Source organism: Polynucleobacter sp. MWH-UH24A (genome assembly GCF_018687475.1).
Classification (GTDB): Bacteria; Pseudomonadota; Gammaproteobacteria; order Burkholderiales; family Burkholderiaceae; genus Polynucleobacter.
In genome coordinates this window covers 1,804,717-1,828,725 of record NZ_CP061292.1, presented here as the reverse complement: position 1 = coordinate 1,828,725, position 24,009 = coordinate 1,804,717, and the positions used below count along the sequence as shown (strand labels likewise).

Here is a 24,009-nt window from a genome sequence, read left to right as displayed (position 1 = left end):
TTGTTTAGTTTGCTGATTGAAGAGGCGGGCGCTTAAGAGGCGCATGCAGGGAGGGTGCAAGATCGGCTGCCACCAACTCCCCCGAGCGAAGACCATCTTCATGAAAACCGTATCCAGTCCAAGCGCCACAGAACCAAATGCCCCCCTTACCCTGAATTAATGAAAGATTTTTTTGTGCCGAAATGGCCTTCGCATCAAAGATAGGGTGTGAGTAGGCAATTTCCTTAAAAACTAAATCAGGCTTTGGCTCAACTAAGGGGTTAAGGCTAACAATAATTGGCTCATGCTGCAATGCAGCTGGTAAGGGTTGTAGCTTGTTGATGAGATAGTCAACACTCACCGCTTGGATTTGATTATTGGAGTAATTTGTTTTGTAGTTCCAGGCTGCCCAGCAGCGTTTTGTTCGGGGCAAGAGGTTGGCATCTCGATGCAACACTGCGCGATTTGATTGATAGGGGATAGCTGCCAAGAGAGATCGATCAAATTCAGCAATCCCATGGAGTAGCTTCAGGCTCTCATCGCTATGACAGGCCATAACGACCTCATCAAAATAATGGATACCTTGAGCACTAATCAATTCAACGCGTTTATCAGGACTTTGCGGATCGGGCACATTCACTTTTTTGACGGCCTCACGAATTAACTTAAATCGCTCGGGATGCATGGCATTGATTAGTCTTGACACGTACTCTTTTGATCCACCCCTAACCGTTAACCATTGAGGGCGATTATTCACTTGTAAAAGCCCGTGGTTGTGACAAAACCGCACCATGGTTTCGATTGGAAACTCCAGCATTTGTTGGGTGGGGCAGGACCATATCGCACCAATCATCGGTAAAAAATACCACTCCCGAAATGGTCGACTAAAACCATGTTCGTCAAGAAATGACGCGATCGATTGCAACTGCTTGGGATCAGCGCTGTGTCCAGCATTTACCTGTTTGGTTGCAAGCGCGGTCGCTAGGCGATTAAACCGCACGATATCCGTAACCATTCTCCAAAATGCTGGACGTAGTAGATTCGTTCGTTGCCCAAATAGGGTATTTAGGTTATCACCTGACCATTCTAGGGACTGATCAATGGAAACTGAGAAGGTCATTTCCGATAAGGCAATTGGAACCTGCAGCTCCTCGAACAAACGCGTTAGGCGTGGGTAGGTTTTTCGGTTAAAGACTAAAAATCCAGTATCCACCCCACACTTAACCACGCCGTTGCGATCCACAATTTCAATATCAACGGTATTGCTGTGTCCTCCAATATGCGAAGCTTCCTCAAATAAGGTGACATGGACCCCTGCATTCTTTTGTAATGCATAGGCACAGCCTAAGCCAGAAATGCCAGCGCCAACAATTGCAACTTTTTTTTGGGGTGAAGAATGAGGGTGCGGGTTCACGAGGCTTTGGGCTTTAGTAGTTTTTCAATTTCAGAAGTTATCGATTTGCTATCCGGTTTCGTTAGGCTATTAAAGGAATCAACAATATTGCCGTCACGATCAATTAGGTACTTGTAAAAATTCCACTTGGGCGTGGTACCCGTTTTGGTAATCAACATCTTAAATAAAGGATTCGCTTCTTTGCCACTAACGGAGCTTTTAGCAAACATTGGAAATTTTACATCGTAGGTATTCTTACAAAACTCCGCGATTTCTTTATTTGATCCAGGCTCTTGTTGCCCAAAATCATTGGATGGGAAACCTAAAATCACAAAACCACGATCTTTATAGCGTGCATAAATTTTTTCAAGGGATTCATACTGGCTCGTAAAACCACAAAAACTAGCGGTATTCACCACCATGATGACCTTGCCTTGGTATTGGCAAAGATTTTGTGGGATTTCATCTTGAAGCCTCAGAAAGGTATGTGAAAGCGTTGGGCTGCACTTATTAGCCGACGAGTTTGCGTGCGCATCATTTGGATTAAGCATAGTCACAGTACCAAATAGGGAAATCATGATTAGCCATTTCATTCGGAGACCTCACTTTTAACCTAGAAACCTTGAAGTCTACCGTCTTCCGCCACCTTTTGTGTTTTGAAGAAAATTACCCCTTATTTTCAGGGTAAGGCAGCATTTTTAGGTTGGGAATCATCTAGAATTCGAACTATGGTCCAGCCAATTTTGAAGCCCCCTACCTTTGAAGCAAAACTATGTGACATTGATGGAGATTTGGAGGCAAAGTTAAATACTTTAGTTCGCCCCATGGTTTTCACAAATGGGGTGTTCGATCTTTTGCACCGGGGCCATGTAAGTTATTTGGCACAAGCCCGCCAGCTAGGAATGAGCCTTGTCGTTGGCGTCAACTCGGATGCATCGGTACGCATGTTAGGAAAGGGTTCAGATCGTCCAATTAATGGTCAGGAAGACCGAATGGCCCTTCTCGCCGCATTAGAGAGCGTTGATTTGGTCGTACTGTTCACAGAACAAACTCCTGTCGAATTGATTCGTCGAATCCGCCCAGATATTTATGTCAAAGGCGGAGACTATGCGATTGAGTCTTTAGAGGAAACCAAGGTCGTGCAGGCTTGGGGTGGAAAGGCATTTGCAATCCCTTTTATTTACGAGCGTTCCACCACAAATCTGCTGGGTAAGATTCGTTCTTAGTTCGCTGTGACCTGGGTGTTGAGCCAGGCCCAAAGTCCACGAAGTACTAAACCCGGCATTTTTTCTACAGGGATTTGCTTTCGAATCAAATCATCAAACACGATATTCGTATTGCCGCCATCGATCCATACCCGGGTAATTATTTGATGGTGTTGCTTAGCAAAATTCATCGCCTCTTGAATTGCCCCCAAATGGGCTAGTCGGGATCCCTCGTCAATAGCGTTCGCAGTATCTAATCCAATACCGGACGATTGTTGATGAAGGCTGGCCACATCAAGCCCGGCAGTATGTTGCAATAGACTTTGTCGCATTAGACCCAAACCGGGCAGAATCCAGCCGCCATAGTGCATACCGTTGCCACCTAGAAAATCAATGGTCGTAGCGGTACCAGCACTAATCACTAAGGTGTTGTCATTGGATAAATGACGAGCGGCAATCAAAGCGGCCCAGCGATCAGCGCCCAGAGTATGGGTGTTTTGATATTGGGTCCGTAGGGATGGATACGATGAGTTTCCGAACAGACGAAACTGGGGGCAGTTTTGCCAGGGCTGAAGTAGCTCACTCAATTGTTGGACTGCAGATTCAGCTACCACACTGCAAAGCCCAATCGCACTTGGGGCTGGGATGGTATTGAAAATATAGTGAGCCAGTTCATCACGGTGTTCTTTTGAACCTAGCAACTTCGTATCAATGGCGCCGGAGTGATCCCATAATTTTTTATCCCGCTCAATGGGGTTACGTTTGCCATCAACGCTAGCCCACTTTAAGCGAGAGTTACCAATATCAATCAATAGGAATGAGCTCATGTGTGCCTTCTGAGGGATACATCGCCGGCATAAATCGTTGTTAGCTCAGCCTTATCAAACTCTTGCAGTAAGAATGCCCCTTCTTCATTGATACCATGCGCAATCCCTGTTTGCTTAATTAAGCCAGATTCAGAAATACTCACGGGCTGATTTCGGTAGGCGTCCCAAAAATCCCACTGCGAGCGAAACGGTACAAATCCTTTAGTGGCAAATAGCTCTAAATAATCACCAAGGGCGTTGAGAATGGCGAGCCAAACTAAATCGGCTTCCATTGGCATGTGTTTTTGATTGAGCTCCGACAGAGCGCTAATGGGTAATTGGGTAGCATTTTCTAGGGCCTTGGAATGGGTTAAGTTCATGCCAATCCCAATAATCATCCAGACTCGTTCATTCGCATTCGAGCTTGAAAGCTTCCCCCCTTCAATCAGAATCCCTCCTAATTTACGTTCGTTAATGAGAAGATCATTGGGCCACTTCAGCGAGAGGCCGCGCTGTCGCAAGCTCATTTCATCAAGTCCGAGACTCTTGGAAATACCCTGGATAACAGCCAGTCCACAAACAAGACTTAGCCCGTGTAGAAATTGCTGTGGTTGATTAAATGGATAAGCAAGCGAGAACGATAAGGACGAGTTTGGCTCGGCAAACCATTGTCGCCCTGCTCGCCCTTTGCCCTTGGTTTGGTGTTTGGCTAAGCGAGAGACAGGATCAATAAGTTCCCTTGAGCGCCAGCGCGCCATCAGGTCATCGTTGGTTGATTCAGTTTGGGCGACGCGCTCAAGAATGCAATTCCAGTTCATTTGTCTATTGTAGAAAGGTCTCGCTAGAATGGGTACTTATGTCAGGTAAAGACGAAAAAGACCTTATCCAGGAACGCGCGGATACCCCAAGAGTGCCACAGCGTATTCATTGGCCTTTACAGGCGATGCCACTGGCTCGAGCAATTGCGATTATCTATGTTTTCCTGATTGGCTATGGCTGCTTAAACCCTTTTAATGTGGATTGGAAGTTTGGTTTAGATCCATTTGCGTGGTGGACTGGTCCCCTACCAAAATACATCACCTTATTTGATGTCACGATCAATATCTTGGGATACATTCCTTTAGGCTTTATTTTGGTCTTTGCGCTTTATCCTCGTTGGCAAGGATTTCAAGCGATTGCTATCGCCGTAGTATTTAGCGCCTTTCTATCGGGATCGATTGAAAGTGCACAAAGTTGGCTGCCCACTCGAGTGCCTACACAAATTGATTGGATTGCTAATCTAATGGGCGCTTTTATTGGCGCGTTGTTAGCTCAACCCTTAGGGCCACACTGGTTATCTGGAACGGCGCTACGTAAGCGTTTTGATTATTGGTTTGGCACACGCTGGCTAAGTGTCGCCCTGTTCATTTTGTTCCCGTTTGCACAAATTTATCCTCAAAGTGCATGGTTGGGCATGGGCTTTTTGGGTCTCGGCGTAAATCCAATAGCCAATTGGGGGTTGGGAGGAATTCATCACACCATTTATGAAGCCTCGGTGACCGGCCTTAGTTGGTTTGGCGTTTGCTTATTTTTTTCCCTCGCATTACGCGCCAATATTCCAAAATTAACTCTATTGGCAGGATTATTGGCAATCACAATCATTATTAAATCCTTATTCACATCCCTACAGTTTGGATCGGAGTTTGGCTTTGTATGGTTAAGTGCTGGTGCCATTTGGGGGATGGCGCTCAGTAGTCTCCTGGCTGGTATTTTTATGCGCTTTTCAACCAGCATTCGGCTCATTGCTTGCATCAGCGCTCTAGTGGCTCTCATGATTTTGGTGAACTATTTTCCAGATAATCCATACTTCACCATCAGCCTGCCGAGATGGAATCACAGCCGCTTGGCACATCTCAATGATTTAATGCAATGGCTATCTTGGTTATGGTTACCAGTAGCATTTATTTGGCTTATTTATTTTGCGCGCCGGGCAAATAACTGAGTTCGGCTAGAAGCGCTATCCATCGATATAATTTGAGAATGAGTTATCAATATCACCTATTTTTTTGTTTAAATGAGCGAAGTAATGGCGATGATTGCTGTGCTCGACACAATGCCCAAGCGTTATTTGATTACACTAAAAAACGGGTTAAGGAGTTAGGGCTTAACGGTGCAGGTAAGGTGCGCGTGAATAAAGCCGGCTGCTTAGACCATTGTGCGAATGGTCCGGTCATGGTGGTTTATCCGCAGGGCATATGGTATTCCATGATCGATACTGAGGATGTGGCAGAAATCATCGACTCTCATTTGATGCAAGGTAAGCCTGTCGAACGTTTAATGATTTAGTTGAGCGATTGGCGCATCGCATGAATAGTCGGACCCAAACCATTACGATCCAAGGCCCAGCAGGTCTGATTCAGCTCTCCATTGATTTACCAGAAAGCCTTAAGCAAAATCCCCATACTGTGCTGCGAGGGCTGGCCTTGATTGCGCATCCCCACCCGCTTCTTGGGGGAACGATGGATAACAAGGTGGTGCAGACCTTAGCAAGAACCTTTAATCAGCTCGATTATGTGTGCGTGCGCCCAAATTTTCGTGGCGTTGGTTTATCAGAAGGCATTCATGATGAGGGGCGCGGTGAGCTCAATGATCTAATTGTCATTAGCGATTGGATGCGCACCCCAGGCGCTTGGTTGCAAAGCTTGTCTAATGCCAATGAGCAGCCATGGATTACTCAGGTCAATCAATTACCCTTGGTGTTGGCCGGTTTCTCATTTGGAAGTTATGTGGGTACGCATTTGGTACAAAAATTGGCTGAGCTTGGTCGACCGGTAGAACGTTTTGTGATGGTTGGTAGCGCAGCGGGTAAATGGGAGTTAGCCGAACGTGTTCCAGCCGATACGATTGTGATTCATGGAGAAAATGATGAGACCATTCCATTGAGTGCTGTATTTGATTGGACCAGGCCTCAAGAATTAACGGTTCATGTTGTGCCAGGAGCGGATCATTTTTTTCATCGCAAGTTGCACTGCATTCGCAATATCATTTTGTCTAACTGGTTGGGCTTTCCGAGAACATCATCATGAACACCAACGCTCCAGCGGAGTCCTTGATACAGTATCCCTGTGACTTTCCAATCAAAGTAATGGGTAAAGCCACCCCTGAGTTCTTGCCTGCGGTGATTCATGTTGCTAAGCAATTTGACCCTGATTTTCAGGAGACAAGTATTGAAGAGCGGCCATCGCGTGATGGTAATTACCTCGGTCTAACAATCACGGTGCATGTAACGAGCCGGGAGCAGCTCGATGAAATCTATCGAACCTTATCCACACATCCCTTGGTGAGCGTCGTACTCTAGTGACTGATATGCAGGCTAGCCCAGTGCAAATTCGCTTCTTGGGCATGGTGGATTACCAGAAAGCCTTTGATGCCATGAAACGGTTTACGCAGGATCGTTCTGCAACAACGGCAGATGAGATTTGGGTGTTGCAGCACCCTCCAGTCTTTACCTTGGGTTTGGCTGGAGAGCCAAGGAATTTACATACTCCGATTGATTCGATTCCGCTCATTGAGGTTGACCGTGGTGGTGAGATTACTTATCACGGGCCAGGGCAAATCGTGATTTATTTATTACTGGATCTTAGGCGTAAGAAGCTTTTTGTGAAAGAGTTCGTTCGAAGTATCGAGGAAGCGGTGATCCGGACGCTCAGAGCTTACAAGGTGATTGCTGAACGCAAACCAGGAGCCCCTGGCATTTATCTGAGTAACCAGTCTGAGGTAGAAGAGTCTCTTTGGGGTGCGAAGATTGCAGCCCTAGGGCTTAAAATTACTAAACAATGTAGTTACCATGGTTTGGCACTGAATATTGATATGGACTTATCGCCCTTTGATGCTATCCACCCCTGTGGCTATGAGGGCTTACGAACCGTTGATCTCAAATCGTTGGGAATTTGCGAGAATATCGATACCGTTGCAGGAACTTTATTGAATCACCTACAACAGCAATTGCAACTGGAGCCTGTTTGATGAGCGATTTAAAAAAAGAATACGATCCCCTGCAAAAACAAAAGTCAGCAGATAAGACCGCGCGGATTCCGATCAAGATCGTGCCTCTAGCCGAGACTCTAAAAAAGCCAGATTGGATTCGGGTGAAAGCCGCATCGAGCAGTTCACGATTTACAGAGATCAAACAGATTTTGCGTGAGAACCAGTTAGTCACAGTATGCGAAGAGGCGAGCTGCCCAAATATTGGTGAATGCTTTGGCAAAGGTACGGCCACATTTATGATCATGGGCGATAAATGTACCCGCCGCTGTCCGTTTTGTGATGTGGGTCATGGCAGACCCGATCCTCTGGATTTACAAGAACCAATTAATCTGGCCAAAACAATTGCTGCACTCAAATTATCTTATGTCGTAATTACGAGTGTGGATCGCGATGACCTGCGAGACGGAGGCGCACAGCATTTTGTCGATTGCATTCGTCGCACCAAAGAACTCTCACCTTCAACGCGTATTGAGGTTTTGGTGCCTGATTTTCGGGGTCGCCTTGAGAAGGCTCTCGATATTTTTGCTAGCGATCCACAAGGTTTGCCCGATGTCATGAACCATAACCTTGAGACCGTACCGCGTTTGTATAAACAAGCCCGACCAGGGTCAGACTATGCGCACTCATTGAAGTTATTGATGTACTTTAAGGCGCGCTTTCCGCAGATACCAACCAAGAGTGGATTGATGGTTGGTTTGGGCGAGACCGATGAAGAGATTTTTGAGGTAATGCAGGATATGCGTGCGCATCATATTGATATGCTCACCATTGGTCAGTACCTTGCCCCATCAAATCATCATTTACCCGTATTGCGGTACGTACATCCGGATACCTTTAAAGAGTTTGAGCAAAAAGCCTATGCGATGGGATTTAGCCATGCAGCAGTTGGTGCGATGGTCCGTTCCAGTTATCACGCCGATCAACAAGCCCATGAGGCTGGCGTTGTATAGAGTGTTGCGCAGATTTGGGCTAGTTACCCTTGGTATTCTGATCGTAGCGTGTAGCCCCCAGTTCGATTGGCGCACAATTAAAAATGATGCGCAGGGCTATTCGGCGATGTTTCCAAGTAAGCCCCAATTGATTGAGCGCAGTATCAATTACCAGCAGACTTCCCTAAAGCAAACGTTGGAGTTTGCTAAAGTGAATGAAGATGTGTTTGCGGTGATGACCACACAAATACCGGCAACGATTGCGACCCAGGTCACAATGGTTGAGAAGATGTTGCAAAATACCCTATTGCAGCAAGTTCCCACCACGCAATTTAATCTGGTTAAAGATGCCACTAGTCGAATTGGGTCAGCAGATCAAACTAAACAAGTGGCTCAGGATTTTTATTTAGATCTTGCGCAAAATAAGAAGGTGATGCGCGTACGGTGGCTGATTAGGCCGGCAGCAAATGATTCAGTGAACCTCTATCAGATTAGTGTGATTCGGACGGGTCAGTCGAGTCAACTCGAGCCGCTCCTTAACCAAGAAAACATCAGCATTTTTTTTGATGAGTTTCGACCGAACTAAGTGCTAATGAGTCGAATGCATTACTCCCATTGGTATGGCAGGCCCAATGATCGTTTAAAGCTACCGGTCGAGGGCGGGTTTGCATTGCGTATTTTCTTATGCTTTGCGATGGCCTACTTCATGTCCTATGCATTTCGCACGATTAATGTGGTGATCGCTCCTGATCTTATGCGTGACCTCCAAATCAGTAATGCAGACTTAGGTCTTTTGTCATCGGCTTATTTTGTCGGTTTTGGAATGACTCAAATCCCACTGGGTTTAGCGCTTGATCGCTTTGGCCCACGAATTACGGAAGCGTGGGTGATGACCCTTGCAGTAATTGGTGCCATTATTTTTGCCTTGGCCGAGAACTTCAATACGCTTGTAATAGCTCGGGTCTTAATTGGAATGGGGGTATCTGCATGTCTGATGGCGGCATTCTCGGGCTTTAGAGCGTGGTACGCCCCTTCCCAACAAGGGCAACTTGCCTCAGCCATGTTGGTATTTGGAACCAGTGGTGCATTAGCCAGCACCTGGCCAGTACATCTAGTTACACCCTATATCGGTTGGCGCGGGGTCTTTTTAGTGCTCGCCGGCTTATCGTTTTTGGCAATCCTGATTTTGTATTTTGGTTTACCAGTGAGAAAGCAATATCGGCAAAATCGGCAACATCAGCAACATCAACATATTAATAATGAAGTATCAGGCTCACACGCTAATTTGTCGTGGCAAAGTTATCAGCCGATTTTGACCAATCCATTTTTCTGGCGCATCCTGCCATTGGGCACATTTTGTTATGGCGGATTTATTGCGATTCAAACCTTATGGTTTGGTCCTTGGCTCATTGAGGTGATGGACTATCAACCCAGTACCGCTGCACAAATCGTATTCGGATTTAATACCGTACTTCTAGTTGCTTATCTTTTTAACGCATGGATCCTACCAAAGTTAGCAAAGCGCGGGATTGATACCATGCGTTATATGACCTGGATGGTCGGTGCTTCAATGGTCATGCAAGCCTGTGCGTATTTTTGGCAAACACCCTTGGTATGGATCTGGTGGTATTTATTTGCTATTACCTGCGCTTCCTTTGTGTTGGCACAAAGCATTATTGTTTTGTATTTTCCGAAACACTATTCAGGAAGAGTCAGTACTACATACAACCTCACACTCTTTATAGGCGCCTTTATTGTGCAATGGGGCATTGGCCATCTATTGGATTTCGGAATTGCCATGGGATGGAATAAAACCAGCGCTTATGATTTGGCGTTAGCCGTATTTCTAGTCGTGCAAATTGCTGGCTTTATTTGGTTCTTGATTGCACCCAAATACTATCCTGCCGCATTCTTTCGTGATGACGATGAAGAAGAAAATACTCCAGTGACAACCTAGAGAACAACCAAGAGCATTAGGATTTGTTTTCGAGAGCCGCTACTTTTGCTTCAAGCGCTTCTAATTTTTCACGGGTCTTAGCCAAGACCTTCGACTGAATATCAAACTCTTCGCGGGTAACCAAATCCATGCGTTGAAAGCCTTGGCTCATCATGGCCCTGACATTTTTTTCAATGTCCTTAGCGGGTGAGTTGCGAATGACCTCGCCGATCTTGTTTTGCATATCGACCGCAATGGTCTGCATTTGCTCGAATAGTTGACTAGGTTTTTGCATAGATAAATTGTAGGGCGAAGCCAAAGACCTTGCATGCACAAAATAAGTGCAAATCACAGTGCATTCTTTTGGTGCAAAAGCCCGTTATTCAACAGAGTTTCACCAAGTTGAAACCTAAATAAAAGAAAAAAATCCATCTTAAAGACCATAAGTAATTGATTATAAACGATATTTTAAGGTTGGCATGCTAATTGCATTAGTAGGTCTGTAGTGCATTTTTTCATTCAACCAGAAGGGAGTATTCATGAACACTTTTAAGAAAACCACACTTGCTCTAGCGATCTCTGGATTGGCAAGCGGTGCAATGGCGCAATCGGCACCAGCACCCGCTCCTGAGCCAGAAAAGAGCCCCATTACTGCAAACGTGACAATTACAAACGATTATCGGTATCGCGGTATCACGCAAACAAATTACCAGCCTGCTATTCAGGGTGGATTTGATTATGCCCATGAAAGCGGTTTCTATATTGGCAACTGGAACTCAACAATCAATTGGGTTTCCAACACCACAGGAAATGCAGTTACAGCCCCTGTCGAAATGGATTTTTATGGCGGATTTAAAAAGGAGTTAATTGCGCCAGGTTTTGCGTCTGATATTGGGGTGTTGCAGTATTTTTATGCTCAAAAGGGTAACTATCCTGCCGGATCGATGTTGAATCCCAATACCACAGAGATTTATTTAGCCCAGAACTATACTTTCGGCTCGTTAAGTGGTTTTGGAAAGATAAATTACGGACTTACAAACATTTTTGGTATTCCCAATAGTTCAGGTTCTTATTATTTAGATTTAACCTCTAATTTTGATACGGGTATTTGGGGATTAACACTTAACGGACATATAGGTTATCAATATGTTGCCGGCCAACCAAGTCGACCTTCTGGCTGGTCCTCGCCAACACCTAATAATATTAGTTATACCGACTGGAAGCTTGGTGTTACTAAGGATTTCGGGGGTGGCTTGAGTTTATCGGCTTCGTATGTTAGTACCAATGCAAACTCTTCTTGGTGGAATACATGGAGCGCCCTGCCACAAGGTACTCCAACCACTACTGCCGGCCGCGGTGGCGCCGTTGTTGCCCTTACCAAAACTTTCTAATCCCTCTCACTATCTAGGAGATATGCATGAAAATGATTACCGCAATCATCAAGCCTTTCAAGCTTGACGAGGTGCGTGAGGCTCTCTCAGAAGTTGGGGTTTCAGGCATCACCGTCTCAGAGGTGAAAGGTTTTGGTCGACAAAAGGGTCACACCGAGTTGTATCGTGGTGCTGAATATGTCGTTGATTTTTTACCTAAGGTTCGCATTGAAGCTGCGGTAGAAGATGGCATTCTCGATCGCGCCATTGAGGCGATTGAGAAATCAGCACGCACAGGCAAGATTGGTGATGGCAAGATTTTTGTCTCTTCCATCGAACATGTCGTTCGTATTCGTACCGGTGAAACCGGTACCTCAGCACTATAAGGGGTTAACCATGTTGAATTGGATGAAACGTCTCGTTGCTGCTGGTGCTATGGCACTTGCTGTGACCACTACGACAGGTGCGCTAGTTTCTCCAGCGTACGCTGCCGATGATAAAAAACCCGCAGTGACTGCGCCTGCCGCAGCTCCTGGAGCCCCAGCTGCTGCTCCATCAGCCGATCCTGCTCCAACGCCAAATAAAGCAGATACGACCTGGATGATGGTATCAACAGCCTTAGTGATGTTGATGACACTTCCTGGCCTCGCATTGTTTTATGGTGGCTTAACCCGCAGTAAAAACGTACTCTCCGTTTTAATGCAATGTATGGTGGTGTTCTCCTTAGTGGCAGTGTTATGGGCCATTTACGGATACAGCTTCGCATTTACAGAGGGTAGCGCGTTCTTTGGTGGTTTGGATCGTTTGTTCTTGTCCGGACTCACGCCAGAGAGTAATGCCGCGACATTTAGTAAAGGTATTGTCATACCAGAACTATCATTTATGGCATTCCAAGCCACTTTTGCATGCATCACTTGCTGCCTGATCATCGGTGCATTTGCTGAACGCGCGAAGTTCTCTGCAATTTTGTTGTTCATGATCCTATGGTTCACGTTTAGCTATCTGCCGATCGCCCATATGGTTTGGTTCTGGGCTGGCCCAGATGGAATTAAGGATGCGGCATCACTTGAGGCTGTGACAAATAGTGCTGGTTGGTTGTGGCAAAAAGGCATTCTTGATTTTGCTGGCGGTACCGTTGTCCATATCAACGCTGCAATTGCTGGTTTGGTTGGCGCATATGTAATCGGTAAGCGTATTGGCTATGGCAAAGAAGCGATGAAGCCACACAATCTGGTTTACACCATGGTTGGAGCATCGCTATTGTGGTTTGGTTGGTTTGGTTTTAATGCTGGCTCAGCTTTAGAAGCAAACGGGACTGCAGCATTGGCGTTTGCCACCACACTATTAGCAACTGCCGCAGCAGTTCTTGGTTGGACTCTTTCAGAGTGGATGACCAAAGGTAAGCCATCGATGTTAGGTGCAGCTTCTGGTTGTGTTGCAGGCTTAGTCGCAATTACCCCCGCAGCAGGTTTTGTTGGTCCAATGGGTGCCATCATCATTGGCTTTATTGCTGGAGTTCTGTGCTTATGGGGTGTATCAGGCCTTAAGCGTATGCTCGGCGCCGATGATAGCCTTGACGTATTTGGCGTTCATGGCGTAGGCGGCATTGTTGGTGCAATTCTGACGGGTGTATTTGCTGATCCTGCCTTAGGTGGAGCTGGTATTTACGACTATGTTGCCAATGCAGTTGCCACCGAATACTCAATTGGTAGTCAAGTGTTCGTCCAAGCTCAAGGCGTGGTGGTGACTCTGATTTGGTCTGGTGTTGTTGCGTTCATCGCTTTCAAGATCGCGGATATGGTATTCGGATTGCGCGTCAAGGAAGAGGAAGAGCGCGAGGGTCTGGATATCAACTCTCATGGAGAGTCAGCTTACGAGACCTAATTTAAGTATGCAATAGTGGTTTAGTGATTTTTACCCCTCACTAGGCGACACTGGTTGGTTGCCTAGTTTTTAAGCGCGGAATCGCAAGATTCCGCGTCTTTCTTTCAAAAAACTTACAATGCGGATATGGTCCCGCATCTTATTACCGCCTTAAGTGGCCCCCTCTTAGAGCTCGAGTCGAAAGTTCTCGAAGCAACTCCAACGATTGAGCGCTGGTTTCGCTTGGAATGGCAGGAGCACACTCCACCGTTTTATTGCTCAGTGGATCTGCGTAACTCTGGCTTTAAGCTCTCTCCGGTTGATACCAATCTATTCCCAGGTGGGTTTAATAACCTGTCACCAGAAATGTTGCCCTTGGCCGTTCAGGCTGCGATGGCGGCGATCGAGAAAATTTGCCCAGAGGCTAAAAATTTATTATTGATCCCAGAGCGGCATACACGCAATACCTTTTATTTACAGAATATTGCCTGCCTATCATCAATTCTGCGGCAAGCTGGATTAAATGTCCGCTTGGGTACCTTATCGGAGGAGATTAAAAAGCCGACCGCCATTGAACTACCTGAGGGCGGAAAGTTAGTTTTAGAACCCCTTACACGATTAGGCTTACGTAAGACTCGTTTGGGCCTCAAAGATTTTGACCCTTGCTCAATTTTGCTAAACAATGATTTATCCGCTGGTATTCCACCAATACTCGAGAACGTCCATGAGCAATATTTATTACCAGGATTGCATGCGGGTTGGCCAAGTCGTCGCAAATCCAATCACTTTCAAGCCTATGAAGAGTTAGCAAAGAAATTTGCCAAACTAATCAATATTGATCCCTGGATGATCAATCCCTATTATGCCCGCTGCACGGGTATGGATTTTCATGAGCAAAAGGGTGAAGAGCAATTACTTGCCGCAGTTGATCAAGTGCTCAAAAAGACCGCTAAAAAATACCGCGAGTATGGAATTAAAGACAAACCTTATGTGGTCGTGAAGCCCGATGCTGGAACCTATGGAATGGGTGTGATGGTTGCGCATGACCCCAATGATCTAAAAAACTTAAATCGCCGTGACCGTAACAAGATGAGTGTTGTTAAGGAAGGTCTTGAGGTAAACGACGTGATTGTTCAAGAAGGTGTCTACACCTTTGAAAAGGTTAATGAGGCAGTGGCCGAACCCGTGGTTTATATGATTGATCGTTACGTAGTTGGTGGGTTTTATCGGGTTCATACCGATCGCGGGCCGGATGAGAATCTAAATGCACCCGGAATGCATTTTGTACCCCTTGCGTTTGAACAAAACGCCATGCCCGATATGAAAGCAAAACCAGGTAGTGCAGCGCCAAACCGTTTTTATATGTATGGCGTTGTTGCGCGCTTGGCCCTGCTCGCCGCATCGCTTGAGCTTGAGCGCACCGATCCGGATGCCGAGGCCGCTTAAGTCTGGCCATGAAATTTCTGTTTATTGCCGATCCCCTCGATTCATTCAAGGTCGAGAAAGATAGCACCTTGGCCATGATGCGCGCTGCATCGGCTGCAGGTCATGCGATTTGGTATACCCAAAGCCATGATTTGCTGTGGGGTGAAGGCAAAGCCAGAGCGCGTTGCCAAGCGATTGAACTTTTAGATGGTGAGCATTGGTATGCGTTAGGTTCCTTTGAGGAGCATCCGCTGGAATATTTTTCAGCGGTATTGATGCGCCAAGATCCACCTTTCACGGTGGAGTATTTGACGAGTACCTGGATCTTATCGGCTGCGGTCTTGCAAGGGGCGCGGGTATTTAATTCGCCAGATGCGGTTCGCAATCATTCTGAGAAACTCTCGATTACGGAGTTCCCACAATTTATTCCTCCAAGCTTGGTGACGCGTGATATTCATGCAATTCGTGATTTTCATCAGCTGCATCACGATATCGTGATTAAGCCGCTCGATGGTATGGGAGGCATGGGCGTATTTCGGGTCGGGCCCGATGGCCTCAATTTAGCAAGTATTGTTGAAACGCTGGGTGAGAATGGCGCACGCACATTAATGGCACAACGTTACTTACCCGAAATTACTGCCGGGGATAAGCGCGTTTTATTAATTGGTGGTGAAGTCATGCCCTATGCCTTAGCCCGTATTCCGCAGGGCTCGGAGATTCGTGGGAACTTAGCCGTTGGTGGAAAAGGTCTGGCGATGGCCCTGACAGCGCGCGAAGAGGAAATTGCAAATCATTTAGCCCCCATTTTGGCTAAGCGCGGTTTGTTCTTAGTTGGACTTGACATGATCGGCGGCTACTTAACCGAGATTAATGTGACTAGCCCAACCTGCTTTGTGGAAATTACTCAACAAACCAATTTGGATATTGCTCAAAAATGGCTTACATTGCTTGAAAAGGAGCTAATTTAAAGTGCCAGGAATCCTAATTGTTGCCCACACACCGATTGCAGGATCCATGCTTGGCTTTGTTGAGCATACCTATGGCAAGGCGCCGGTTCGTATGGCTGCAGTTGATATTCCTCCGTATGAGGATACGAAAGTCAGCTTTGATCGTGTTTATGAAGCGGCAACCCAGGTCCAAAGTGAATATGGAATATTGGTATTAACGGACGTCATGGGTGCCACGCCGGCAAACGTTGCTACTCGGCTTGCAAGGTCAGGCCTTTTCCAGTGCAAGGTGATTGTTCTAGCCGGTGTGAATTTGCCAATGCTGATGCGGGCAATTTCTTATCGGGGTACCGGGGTTGAATCGGTTGCCCTAAAAGCAATGCAAGGGGGTCAAAACGGCATTATTCGGTTAGGGGCGCCCTCTTCGATGACAGAGACTGAGCTTATCTTGAATCAGAATGCAGGAACGAGTGATGCCAAAAGTTGATATTGAAATTATTAATAAGCTTGGTCTGCATGCACGTGCCTCAGCAAAATTATCGCAACTCGCTAGTGAGTATCCGTGCGAGGTTTATATGAGTAAGAACGGCCGACGCATCAATGCCAAAAGTATTATGGGTGTGATGATGTTAGCTGCTGGTATCGGAAGCATCGTCACCATTGAGACCGTTGGCGAAAAAGAAGACGATGCCTTACAGAAAATTTGTGAATTGATTCAAGATCGATTTGGTGAGGGCGAATAGGCATGACCTTTGCTCTTCATGGGATTGCAGTCTCCAAAGGCATTGCGATTGGCAAAGCTGTATTAATTTCCAGAGCTGCTCTTGAAGTTAGTCATTACCTCATTGAGCCCGGAACTGAAGAGGCGGAAGCTAAAAAATTACTCGAAGCATTTGATTGCGTCCGCCAAGAGCTCAATACTCTGAAAGCGGCTTTGCCTAAAGATGCTCCACAGGAGATGGCAGCATTTTTAGATGTTCATCAACTAATCCTATCGGATCCCACCTTAGCCGAAAAGCCTTTAGCCCTAATTCGGGAAAAACGGCTAAACGCTGCTTGGGCGTTGACGACGGAGCTCAATGATTTGCTTGAGCAATTTGCTGAAATGGATGATCCGTATTTAAAGGAACGGGGTAATGATATTCGGCAGGTCGCTGAGCGTGTTTTGAAGGCCTTACAGTCAAATAACCGTCAGACTGTCATTGGTGGTGAGGGCCTAATTACTGGACACTTTGATGATGACGCGATCGTGGTGGCGCATGATATTGCACCTCATGACATGTTGCGTTTTAAAGAGAACGCATTAGGTGGATTTGTGACTGATTTGGGTGGCAAGACTTCACATACCGCCATTGTGGCTCGCAGCCTAGAAATACCTGCAGTTGTTGGTATTCGGCACGCGAGCGACATGATTGAGCACGGCGATTGGATTGTGATTGATGGCGACCGCGGGATTGTGGTGGTTGCTCCAGACGAAATGCTCTTAAGTCAATATCGGAGTCTTCAGGCTGAGCAACGCATCGAGTCAGAAAAGTTGCAAGAGCTCAAGTACAGCCCAACCCGCACTAAAGATGGTGTTGAGATCGAGTTATTTGCCAATATTGAATTACCAGAGGATGCAAAGCATGCCCTAGATTTAGGAGCAGTCGGTATTGGCCTATTTCGGTCAGAGTTCTTGTTTATGAACCAAGAACACGGTCTTCCAGATGAAGAGAAGCAATATCAGGAATACACGCGTGCCGTTGAGGCAATGTTTGGCTTACCAGTGAATATTCGTACGATTGACATTGGTTCTGATAAAGCGGTAGTGGGAACAGAGACCGGAACCACTGGAACCTCCCCACTTGGATTGCGGGCCATCCGTTGGTCTTTATCTGAGCCAGAGATTTTTTTAACCCAATTACGCGCAATCTTGCGTGCATCGGCTCATGGTCAGGTTCGACTGTTATTGCCGATGTTAGCTCATGCTCAAGAGATTCATGAAAGTTTGCGACTCATTGATAAGGCAAAGCAGCAATTGCAGGAGCGAGGTCAGGCATTTAACCCAGATATTCAGGTGGGGGCAATGATTGAAATACCTGCAGCTGCCTTAATGATGCCGCTTTTTGTAAAACACTTTGATTACCTTTCAATTGGTACGAACGATCTGATCCAGTACACCTTGGCAATTGATCGCGCCGATCACGCTGTAGCTCACTTGTATGACCCATTAAATCCAGCGGTGCTGAACTTAATTGCGGGGATTATCCGTGAAGCAAATCGAGCTAATGTACCCATTGCAGTATGCGGTGAGATGGCTGGCGACCCTGCTTTGACAAAGCTATTGCTGGCGATGGGTCTGACCGATTTCTCAATGCACTTTAGTCAGCTTTTACTGGTTAAGCGTGAGATTATGCAAGCCGATACTCGCAAGTTAAAGATGCATATTCATGAGCTATTAGCGGCTTACGAGCCAGTTGAGCAAGGCGTTCTATTTAATCGCCTGAACTCAATTCACTAAGGTTTGCCTGATCCGCATACGGTACAGGCATGATGGCGTGCGAGATTAATTTCATCTACCTGGGTCGTTCGGGCATTCCAGATCAACAAACGTCCGAGTAATGGTTTTCCAAAACCAATAATCACTTGCAGAGTTTGCGCCGCCGCAATAGTTCCAATAATGCCCACCAAAGGTGCAAATACTCCCATGCTGGCACAGTTGGTTTCAACATAATTTGGGTCTGGTGGAAAGACGCAGGCATAGCACGGTGAGCTCGAATTACGAAGATCAAATACGCTCACTTGACCATCAAAGCGTAATGCAGCTCCAGAGACCAATACTTTTTTATGGTTTACACACACCCGATTAATTAAATGTCGGGTCAGAAAGTTATCGGTGCAGTCAACGACTACATCAACATTTTGGATGACCTCTTCAAGTAAAGGTTCATCAATCTTCTTTTCAAGCGCTTGAACCTGACAGGTGGGATTTAAGTTTTTCAGAAAACGCTTACCTGATGCTACTTTACTCATGCCAATACTATCCATTTGATGCATGATCTGTCGCTGAAGATTGGTGAGATCAACATGATCATGGTCAATCAGAGTAATTTTTCCAATCCCAGCTGCGGCTAGATAGGGCGCGCACGCACAGCCTAAACCACCAGCACCTATAACGAGAACATGAGAATTTAGCAGGCGTTCTTGGCCAGCAATATCAATTTCATCGAGCAGTAGGTGGCGCGAATAGCGAAGAAGCTGCTCGTCATTCATGAGCAAATGAATTACTCGAGTTTAGAAGCCGAGCGTTTGACCGTTTGACCGTTTAGGAAGGCAATCGCTTGTTGCAACATGAAGTCATCATTACTGCCAAACTCAGGTGGACGACGATTTTTTTCTTTCTCACGCTCTTCAGGAGTCTTCTTCGCGTTACGCTCTTCAATGAGTTGCAACTCTTGGAGGCGACGCTTCTCACGATCTTTGATTAAAGCCTCTTCAGACGATTGTTTGTTGCGTAGGTGCTTCTCACTGTCAATTTCTCGGGTAATCAATACATCTTCGGGGTCGCCATCTTTATTCTGATCAACTGGAATATCGGGTTTAATTCCAAATGCTTGAATTGAGCGACCATTGGGCGTGTAGTAATAAGCAGTGGTGATTTTGAGTGCAGAGTCGCTACTGAGTGGCCGAACGGTTTGAACCGAACCCTTACCAAATGTAGTTTTTCCAAGAATGGTGGCCCGCTTGTAATCTTGTAAAGCACCTGCAACGATCTCAGAAGCGGATGCCGAATATGCATTGACGAGCACTACCATTGGGATTTTCTTAAAGAGAGGCGGAACCTCATCAAGGGGATCATTTGATTCGTTCAGTTTATACATCGCAGGAACCGCATTAAATACCTGCCGTGAGTCAGGAGCCTGACCTTTGGTCGACACAATCACAGCACCTGGAGGCAAGAAAGCTGCCGCTACTCCAACCGCACCTTGGAGTAGGCCACCACCGTTATTGCGTAAATCCAATACCAGGCCTTTTAAGTTCGGATCTTTAGCGGCAAGCTCTGCTAATTTTTTTGCAAGATCGGGAATGGTACGTTCTTGAAAGCTAGTGATCCGGACCCATGCAATATTGTTATCGACAACTTTTGCTCGAATCGATTGCACTTTAATTTCAGCGCGAGTGATGGTGACCGGAAAAGTACGCTCTTCACTTTTTCTGAAAATTGTTAAAGTAATTTTGGTGCCTGGTGTACCGCGCATGGTACGAACGGCTTTATCGAGTGACATGCCGCGCACCGGTTTATCGTCAAGACGGGTAATCAGATCGCCAGCTTGAAGACCGGCTTTAGCGGCCGGTGAACCCTCGATGGGATTAAGAACTTTTACTAAACCATCCTCAGAGGTGATCTCAATACCTAGGCCAGCGAATTTACCAGCGGTTTGTTCTTGCATTTCGGCAAAGTCTTTTTTGTCGAGATAGGCGGAATGCGGATCAAGGCTACTGACCATTCCCTTGACGGCATCGGTGAGCAGCTGCTTGTCATCAATGGGCTCCACATACTCACGCTTAATTTGCCCAAAAACATTTGAGAGCGTGCGCAATTCATCGAGCGGCAGAGTGCTTGTACCCTGCTGCGCGGTTGCAGAGAACTGGATGGTTGCCGCAATTCCGGCAATTAAACCAATACTAATGAGGACGATATTTCTAAATAACTGACGCATTTAGCTATTTTGCCTGTAAATAGAAATGTTGTATTGGGCGAAGCTCGTCATCCAGTTCATAAACGAGGGGATTGCCGTTGGGTACGTTGACTTGCATGATTGCCTCATCGGATACCTGATCAATATGCTTCATCAGGGCGCGGATGCTGTTGCCATGGGCAACTAAGATAACCCGCTTTCCAAGTTTTAGAGCTGGGGCGATCGACTCATTCCAAAGAGGTAGAACCCGACTCACCGTGTCTTTAAGGCACTCACCGAGGGGAATATCCTCGTGCTTTAGCTTGGTGTAGCGGGGATCCTTGGCCAGCTCAGAGCGCTGCTCAGGGCTTAGCGGCGGCGGGGCGATGGCATAAGAACGTCGCCAGATGTGCACCTGTTCGTCCCCAAATTTTGCTGCAGTTTCTGCCTTATTAAGTCCAGTTAATGCACCATAGTGACGTTCATTTAATCGCCAGCTGTGGACCACGGGCACCCACATCAAATCCATTGCGTCTTGGATATTCCAGAGGGTCCGGATGGCACGTTTCAAAACCGAGGTGTAAGCAATATCAAAGTCATAGCCAGCGGCCTTTAATAGTTGACCAGCTTGCTGGGATTGCTCGACACCGGTTGGGGTGAGATCAATATCGGCCCATCCAGTAAACCGATTTTCAAGATTCCAGGCGGATTGTCCGTGACGGACTAGGATGAGTTGTTTCATAGATGCATTCTATAATCTGACAATGGACTTCTTAGCTCAAACTGACAACCTCGTATTGGCCGCCTTAATCATCATTTCGGGCACCGCTTTATTCATGCCAACATTATCAACCCTAATTAGTGGCAAGGGCTTAACTCCCACCGATGCCACCATTTGGATTAACCGTCGCAAAGCCAGTGTGATCGATTTGCGAGCCGAGGAGGATTTTAAATTAGGTCATTTACCAAATGCCAAAAATATCGCCCTGGAGAGTTTGGGCTCTAGTCTGAAAACAATGAAAATTGATCAAAAGTATCCCGTTGTGGTGATCGGTCGGGGTCCGGCTCATTCTCAGAAAGCAGCCAAAGAACTTCGCAATCTTGGCTATACCGAAGTGGGTGTTTTAGATGGCGGTATTGGCGCTTGGCAAACTTCTGGATTGCCACTTGTTAAATCGTAATGGGGAAGCCATGCCAGACGTTTTGATGTATAGCACTCGTGTTTGTCCGTACTGTGTCATGGCAGAAAAACTTTTGCAAAAAAAGGGTGTTCAGAATTTGCAAAAGATTTTGATTGATGTCGATCCGGCAAGGCGAGAAGAGATGATGTCACGCACGGGTCGGCGAACTGTTCCACAAATTTATATTGGCGATCGTCATATTGGCGGTTACGATGATCTGGCAGCATTGGATCGTGCAGGCGGTCTTGATCCGCTTTTAGCCTAAACGTTTCTAATACGAAAGAGGGTTTTTATGAGTGATGCTGCAACGAATTCAGCAACGGGTTCAAACGATCCTTCGTTTGTTATTCAACGAGTGTATTTAAAAGACTTATCGCTCGAGCAACCCAATGCCCCCGGTATTTTGTTGGTTCATAGCGAACCACAAATTCAGGTGGAGTTGGATATTGCGGTGGATCGTTTAAGTGATGAGTTATTTGAGGTTGCTCTTTTGAGCACTGTTACTGCGCGTGTTGAGGGTAAGGTCATGTTTTTGGTCGAAGCGAAACAAGCTGGTATTTTCGAGTTTAAAAATATTCCACCTGAGCAAATTGATCCAATGCTTGGCATCACTTGCCCAACAATCATCTTTCCCTATTTGCGTTCGAACGTTGCTGACATCATTAGTCGTGCTGGTTTTCAGCCCATTCATCTCGCTGACATTAACTTTCATGGCATGTATGAGCACCGCTTGGCTCAGGCTCAAGCGGCTCAAGGCGCCCAAGCTGGCAATGGTGACGCAGAGAGTAAGATTATTTTGCCTAACTAATGAATATCTCGGTTCTAGGAGCAGGAGCATGGGGTACAGCCATTGCTATATCCGCTGCTAGTCACCATCCAGTTTGCTTATGGGCGCGCAATCCAAATGCAGCTGAAGTCATGCGTCGGGATCATGAAAATAAGCAGTATTTACCGGCCGTTACTCTACCCAATTCATTAGCAATCGAATCGGATTTTGAGAGGGCCGTTGGCCGCTTAGGATCTGATGACTTGTTAGTCATTGCCACGCCAATGGCTGGTTTAGCAAGTACGGTAGCTGATGTATTTAAATTGGCTCAACACCCTTTTAATATTTTGTGGCTTTGCAAAGGTCTGGAGCCCAAAACTTCACTACTGCCGCATCAAGTTGTTCAGCGCGAACAAGAACGGTATGCCACTCATGCGCATGCAGTCGGTGTGTTATCGGGCCCTAGCTTTGCGCGTGAAGTTGGTGAAGGCCTGCCTTGTGCTTTGACAGTAGCTAGCACCACCTCTGAATTTGGTCAGCAAGTACAAACTGCGTTTCATCATGGAAATATTCGAGTCTATGCAAGTGACGATCTAATTGGCGTTGAGCTTGGTGGCGCAGTGAAAAATGTGTTAGCGATCGCCGCTGGAATTAGTGATGGTCTGGGATTAGGCATGAATGCTCGCGCCGCATTATTGACGCGAGGCTTGGCAGAAATGATGCGCTTAGTGAAAGCCGTTGGTGGAAAAAGTGAAACCTGCATGGGCCTTACTGGATTGGGTGATCTCATTCTGACCGCAACTGGTGATTTATCGCGTAACCGCCGGGTGGGGCTATCGCTTGCCGCTGGTGAGCCTTTAGATCGAGTGTTGGCTGCGCTTGGTCATGTGGCTGAGGGCGTCTTGTGCGCTCAAGCCGTGAGTGATTTGGCTAAAAAACATCATACTGAAATGCCAATTTGTACAACGGTTAGTCAGGTGTTGAATGGTCAGTTAAGTCCTGAGGCGGCCGTTCGAGCCCTAATGGGTCGCGAGCCTAAATCGGAAAATTAAGTACCACCCTGGAATTGGTGCTGGCGCCACGCTTCATAAACAACGATCGCCACTGAGTTTGAGAGATTTAAGCTGCGACTATTGGCCAGCATTGCAAGTCGTAGGTGATTTTCACGTGGAATGCTAGCGCGTACCTGATCACTGATTCCTTTGGTCTCCGATCCGAATACAAAGTAATCGTTTGGATGAAATTCCGCATGAAGTAGAGAGCGCTGACCTTTGGTTGTGAGAGCAAATACGCGCTCAAGATCAGCCTTAGTGATTGCCAAAAAATCTGACCAGTTTTCATAGAGCTTGAGACTGGCAAACTCGTGGTAGTCCAAACCCGCCCGCTTTAATTTGGCGTGTTCAAGAGGAAAACCAAGTGGTTTGATCAAATGCAATTGCGCACCGGTATTGGCGCATAAACGGATGATATTTCCTGTATTGGGCGGAATTTCGGGTTCAAATAAAACAACATTAAACATAGCAGC

General features: G+C 46.4%; 30 protein-coding genes. 21 read left to right on the top strand and 9 right to left on the bottom strand.

All coding sequences use genetic code 11. The features are described from left to right. Positions 1-4: 4 nt before the first annotated feature. Entirely contained in the window at positions 5-1,393 is a 1,389-nt protein-coding gene (locus tag ICV32_RS09580) for an NAD(P)/FAD-dependent oxidoreductase (protein ID WP_215370513.1), read from the bottom strand. Beyond that, positions 1,390-1,965 (bottom strand): glutathione peroxidase, encoded by a 576-nt coding sequence (locus ICV32_RS09575; RefSeq protein WP_215370510.1) that lies wholly within the window; start codon positions 1,963-1,965, stop codon positions 1,390-1,392. Before ICV32_RS09575 ends, ICV32_RS09580 begins: the two co-directional genes overlap by 4 nt. A 135-nt stretch (positions 1,966-2,100) precedes the next feature. On the opposite strand from ICV32_RS09575, the gene rfaE2 reads away from it, so the two are divergent. Further along, complete coding sequence (gene rfaE2, locus ICV32_RS09570) at positions 2,101-2,598, top strand: D-glycero-beta-D-manno-heptose 1-phosphate adenylyltransferase (RefSeq protein ID WP_215370507.1); 498 nt, start codon at positions 2,101-2,103, stop codon at positions 2,596-2,598. On the opposite strand, the gene ICV32_RS09565 is transcribed toward rfaE2, so the two are convergent. Together ICV32_RS09565 and ICV32_RS09560 are read right to left on the bottom strand one after the other, a co-directional pair. Then, entirely contained in the window at positions 2,595-3,404 is an 810-nt protein-coding gene (locus ICV32_RS09565; RefSeq protein ID WP_215370505.1) for a type III pantothenate kinase, read from the bottom strand. The two genes, rfaE2 and ICV32_RS09565, sit on opposite strands and share 4 nt — an antisense overlap. After that, positions 3,401-4,201 carry a biotin--[acetyl-CoA-carboxylase] ligase gene (locus tag ICV32_RS09560; protein ID WP_215370502.1) on the bottom strand — a complete coding sequence of 267 codons (801 nt, stop codon included), beginning with the start codon at positions 4,199-4,201 and terminating at the stop codon, positions 3,401-3,403. Before ICV32_RS09560 ends, ICV32_RS09565 begins: the two co-directional genes overlap by 4 nt. Positions 4,202-4,239: 38 nt before the next feature. On the opposite strand from ICV32_RS09560, the gene ICV32_RS09555 reads away from it, so the two are divergent. From ICV32_RS09555 to ICV32_RS09520, 8 genes are read left to right on the top strand one after another with little or no spacing between them, the layout of a single operon-like run. Continuing rightward, positions 4,240-5,364, top strand: coding sequence for a VanZ family protein (locus ICV32_RS09555; RefSeq protein WP_251371856.1), 1,125 nt, complete (start codon positions 4,240-4,242; stop codon positions 5,362-5,364). Positions 5,365-5,402: 38 nt separating this feature from the next. Continuing rightward, the gene (locus tag ICV32_RS09550; protein WP_371817057.1) at positions 5,403-5,708 is read left to right on the top strand and encodes a ferredoxin; all 306 of its coding nucleotides are present in this window, start codon (positions 5,403-5,405) and stop codon (positions 5,706-5,708) included. A gap of 20 nt (positions 5,709-5,728) precedes the next feature. After that, entirely contained in the window at positions 5,729-6,448 is a 720-nt protein-coding gene (locus ICV32_RS09545) for an alpha/beta hydrolase (RefSeq protein ID WP_215370496.1), read from the top strand. Further along, the gene (locus ICV32_RS09540) at positions 6,445-6,720 is read left to right on the top strand and encodes a DUF493 family protein (protein ID WP_215370494.1); all 276 of its coding nucleotides are present in this window, start codon (positions 6,445-6,447) and stop codon (positions 6,718-6,720) included. Before ICV32_RS09545 ends, ICV32_RS09540 begins: the two co-directional genes overlap by 4 nt. Before the next feature lie 8 nt (positions 6,721-6,728). Beyond that, positions 6,729-7,388 (top strand): lipoyl(octanoyl) transferase LipB, encoded by a 660-nt coding sequence (gene lipB, locus ICV32_RS09535; RefSeq protein ID WP_215370491.1) that lies wholly within the window; start codon positions 6,729-6,731, stop codon positions 7,386-7,388. Continuing rightward, positions 7,388-8,359, top strand: coding sequence for a lipoyl synthase (gene lipA / locus ICV32_RS09530; RefSeq protein ID WP_215370488.1), 972 nt, complete (start codon positions 7,388-7,390; stop codon positions 8,357-8,359). Before lipB ends, lipA begins: the two co-directional genes overlap by 1 nt. Further along, positions 8,340-8,924, top strand: coding sequence for a hypothetical protein (locus ICV32_RS09525; RefSeq protein ID WP_215370485.1), 585 nt, complete (start codon positions 8,340-8,342; stop codon positions 8,922-8,924). Before lipA ends, ICV32_RS09525 begins: the two co-directional genes overlap by 20 nt. A 6-nt stretch (positions 8,925-8,930) precedes the next feature. Beyond that, positions 8,931-10,295, top strand: coding sequence for an MFS transporter (locus tag ICV32_RS09520; RefSeq protein WP_215370482.1), 1,365 nt, complete (start codon positions 8,931-8,933; stop codon positions 10,293-10,295). Positions 10,296-10,311: 16 nt separating this feature from the next. On the opposite strand, the gene ICV32_RS09515 is transcribed toward ICV32_RS09520, so the two are convergent. After that, complete coding sequence (locus ICV32_RS09515) at positions 10,312-10,569, bottom strand: accessory factor UbiK family protein (RefSeq protein ID WP_215370478.1); 258 nt, start codon at positions 10,567-10,569, stop codon at positions 10,312-10,314. A 244-nt stretch (positions 10,570-10,813) separates the two neighbouring features. Between ICV32_RS09515 and ICV32_RS09510 the strand changes: the two genes are divergently transcribed. The 8 genes from ICV32_RS09510 to ptsP all read left to right on the top strand — a co-directional run bounded on the left by ICV32_RS09510 (position 10,814) and on the right by ptsP (position 18,379). Beyond that, positions 10,814-11,665, top strand: a complete 852-nt coding sequence (locus tag ICV32_RS09510; RefSeq protein WP_215370475.1) for a TorF family putative porin — start codon at positions 10,814-10,816, stop codon at positions 11,663-11,665. 26 nt (positions 11,666-11,691) lie between these two features. Continuing rightward, the gene (locus ICV32_RS09505) at positions 11,692-12,030 is read left to right on the top strand and encodes a P-II family nitrogen regulator (protein WP_108509169.1); all 339 of its coding nucleotides are present in this window, start codon (positions 11,692-11,694) and stop codon (positions 12,028-12,030) included. 10 nt (positions 12,031-12,040) lie between these two features. Then, positions 12,041-13,528, top strand: coding sequence for an ammonium transporter (locus ICV32_RS09500; RefSeq protein WP_215370473.1), 1,488 nt, complete (start codon positions 12,041-12,043; stop codon positions 13,526-13,528). A 126-nt stretch (positions 13,529-13,654) separates the two neighbouring features. Continuing rightward, positions 13,655-14,953, top strand: a complete 1,299-nt coding sequence (gene gshA, locus ICV32_RS09495) for a glutamate--cysteine ligase (protein WP_215370470.1) — start codon at positions 13,655-13,657, stop codon at positions 14,951-14,953. A gap of 8 nt (positions 14,954-14,961) precedes the next feature. Then, a complete protein-coding gene (gshB, locus tag ICV32_RS09490) occupies positions 14,962-15,900 on the top strand; it encodes a glutathione synthase (RefSeq protein ID WP_215370467.1) in 939 nt (312 codons plus the stop codon). A 1-nt stretch (position 15,901) separates the two neighbouring features. After that, positions 15,902-16,366: a PTS sugar transporter subunit IIA gene (locus tag ICV32_RS09485; protein ID WP_215370464.1), complete on the top strand. Its 465-nt coding sequence runs from the start codon at positions 15,902-15,904 to the stop codon at positions 16,364-16,366. Beyond that, positions 16,353-16,622 carry an HPr family phosphocarrier protein gene (locus tag ICV32_RS09480; RefSeq protein ID WP_215370461.1) on the top strand — a complete coding sequence of 90 codons (270 nt, stop codon included), beginning with the start codon at positions 16,353-16,355 and terminating at the stop codon, positions 16,620-16,622. The genes ICV32_RS09485 and ICV32_RS09480 overlap by 14 nt, the downstream gene beginning before the upstream one ends. A gap of 2 nt (positions 16,623-16,624) precedes the next feature. After that, positions 16,625-18,379 carry a phosphoenolpyruvate--protein phosphotransferase gene (gene ptsP, locus ICV32_RS09475; protein WP_215370458.1) on the top strand — a complete coding sequence of 585 codons (1,755 nt, stop codon included), beginning with the start codon at positions 16,625-16,627 and terminating at the stop codon, positions 18,377-18,379. On the opposite strand, the gene ICV32_RS09470 is transcribed toward ptsP, so the two are convergent. Genes ICV32_RS09470 through gpmA form a run of 3 tightly spaced genes read right to left on the bottom strand, consistent with a single transcriptional unit; the run spans position 18,376 to position 21,279 of the window. After that, a complete protein-coding gene (locus tag ICV32_RS09470) occupies positions 18,376-19,131 on the bottom strand; it encodes a HesA/MoeB/ThiF family protein (protein WP_215370455.1) in 756 nt (251 codons plus the stop codon). The two genes, ptsP and ICV32_RS09470, sit on opposite strands and share 4 nt — an antisense overlap. Before the next feature lie 11 nt (positions 19,132-19,142). After that, a complete protein-coding gene (locus ICV32_RS09465; protein ID WP_215370452.1) occupies positions 19,143-20,579 on the bottom strand; it encodes a S41 family peptidase in 1,437 nt (478 codons plus the stop codon). Positions 20,580-20,583: 4 nt separating this feature from the next. Next, positions 20,584-21,279 carry a 2,3-diphosphoglycerate-dependent phosphoglycerate mutase gene (gene gpmA / locus ICV32_RS09460; protein ID WP_215370449.1) on the bottom strand — a complete coding sequence of 232 codons (696 nt, stop codon included), beginning with the start codon at positions 21,277-21,279 and terminating at the stop codon, positions 20,584-20,586. Positions 21,280-21,301: 22 nt separating this feature from the next. Between gpmA and ICV32_RS09455 the strand changes: the two genes are divergently transcribed. The 4 genes from ICV32_RS09455 to ICV32_RS09440 are packed head-to-tail and all read left to right on the top strand — an operon-like array spanning position 21,302 to position 23,536. Further along, the gene (locus tag ICV32_RS09455) at positions 21,302-21,718 is read left to right on the top strand and encodes a rhodanese-like domain-containing protein (protein WP_215370446.1); all 417 of its coding nucleotides are present in this window, start codon (positions 21,302-21,304) and stop codon (positions 21,716-21,718) included. Positions 21,719-21,728: 10 nt separating this feature from the next. Then, on the top strand, positions 21,729-21,983 hold the full coding sequence (gene grxC, locus ICV32_RS09450; RefSeq protein WP_215370443.1) for a glutaredoxin 3: 255 nt from the start codon (positions 21,729-21,731) through the stop codon (positions 21,981-21,983). Positions 21,984-22,010: 27 nt separating this feature from the next. Then, entirely contained in the window at positions 22,011-22,526 is a 516-nt protein-coding gene (secB, locus tag ICV32_RS09445; RefSeq protein WP_215370441.1) for a protein-export chaperone SecB, read from the top strand. Then, a complete protein-coding gene (locus ICV32_RS09440; RefSeq protein WP_215370438.1) occupies positions 22,526-23,536 on the top strand; it encodes an NAD(P)H-dependent glycerol-3-phosphate dehydrogenase in 1,011 nt (336 codons plus the stop codon). Before secB ends, ICV32_RS09440 begins: the two co-directional genes overlap by 1 nt. On the opposite strand, the gene ICV32_RS09435 is transcribed toward ICV32_RS09440, so the two are convergent. After that, positions 23,533-24,003: a tRNA (cytidine(34)-2'-O)-methyltransferase gene (locus tag ICV32_RS09435; RefSeq protein WP_215370435.1), complete on the bottom strand. Its 471-nt coding sequence runs from the start codon at positions 24,001-24,003 to the stop codon at positions 23,533-23,535. The two genes, ICV32_RS09440 and ICV32_RS09435, sit on opposite strands and share 4 nt — an antisense overlap. Positions 24,004-24,009: the final 6 nt, after the last annotated feature.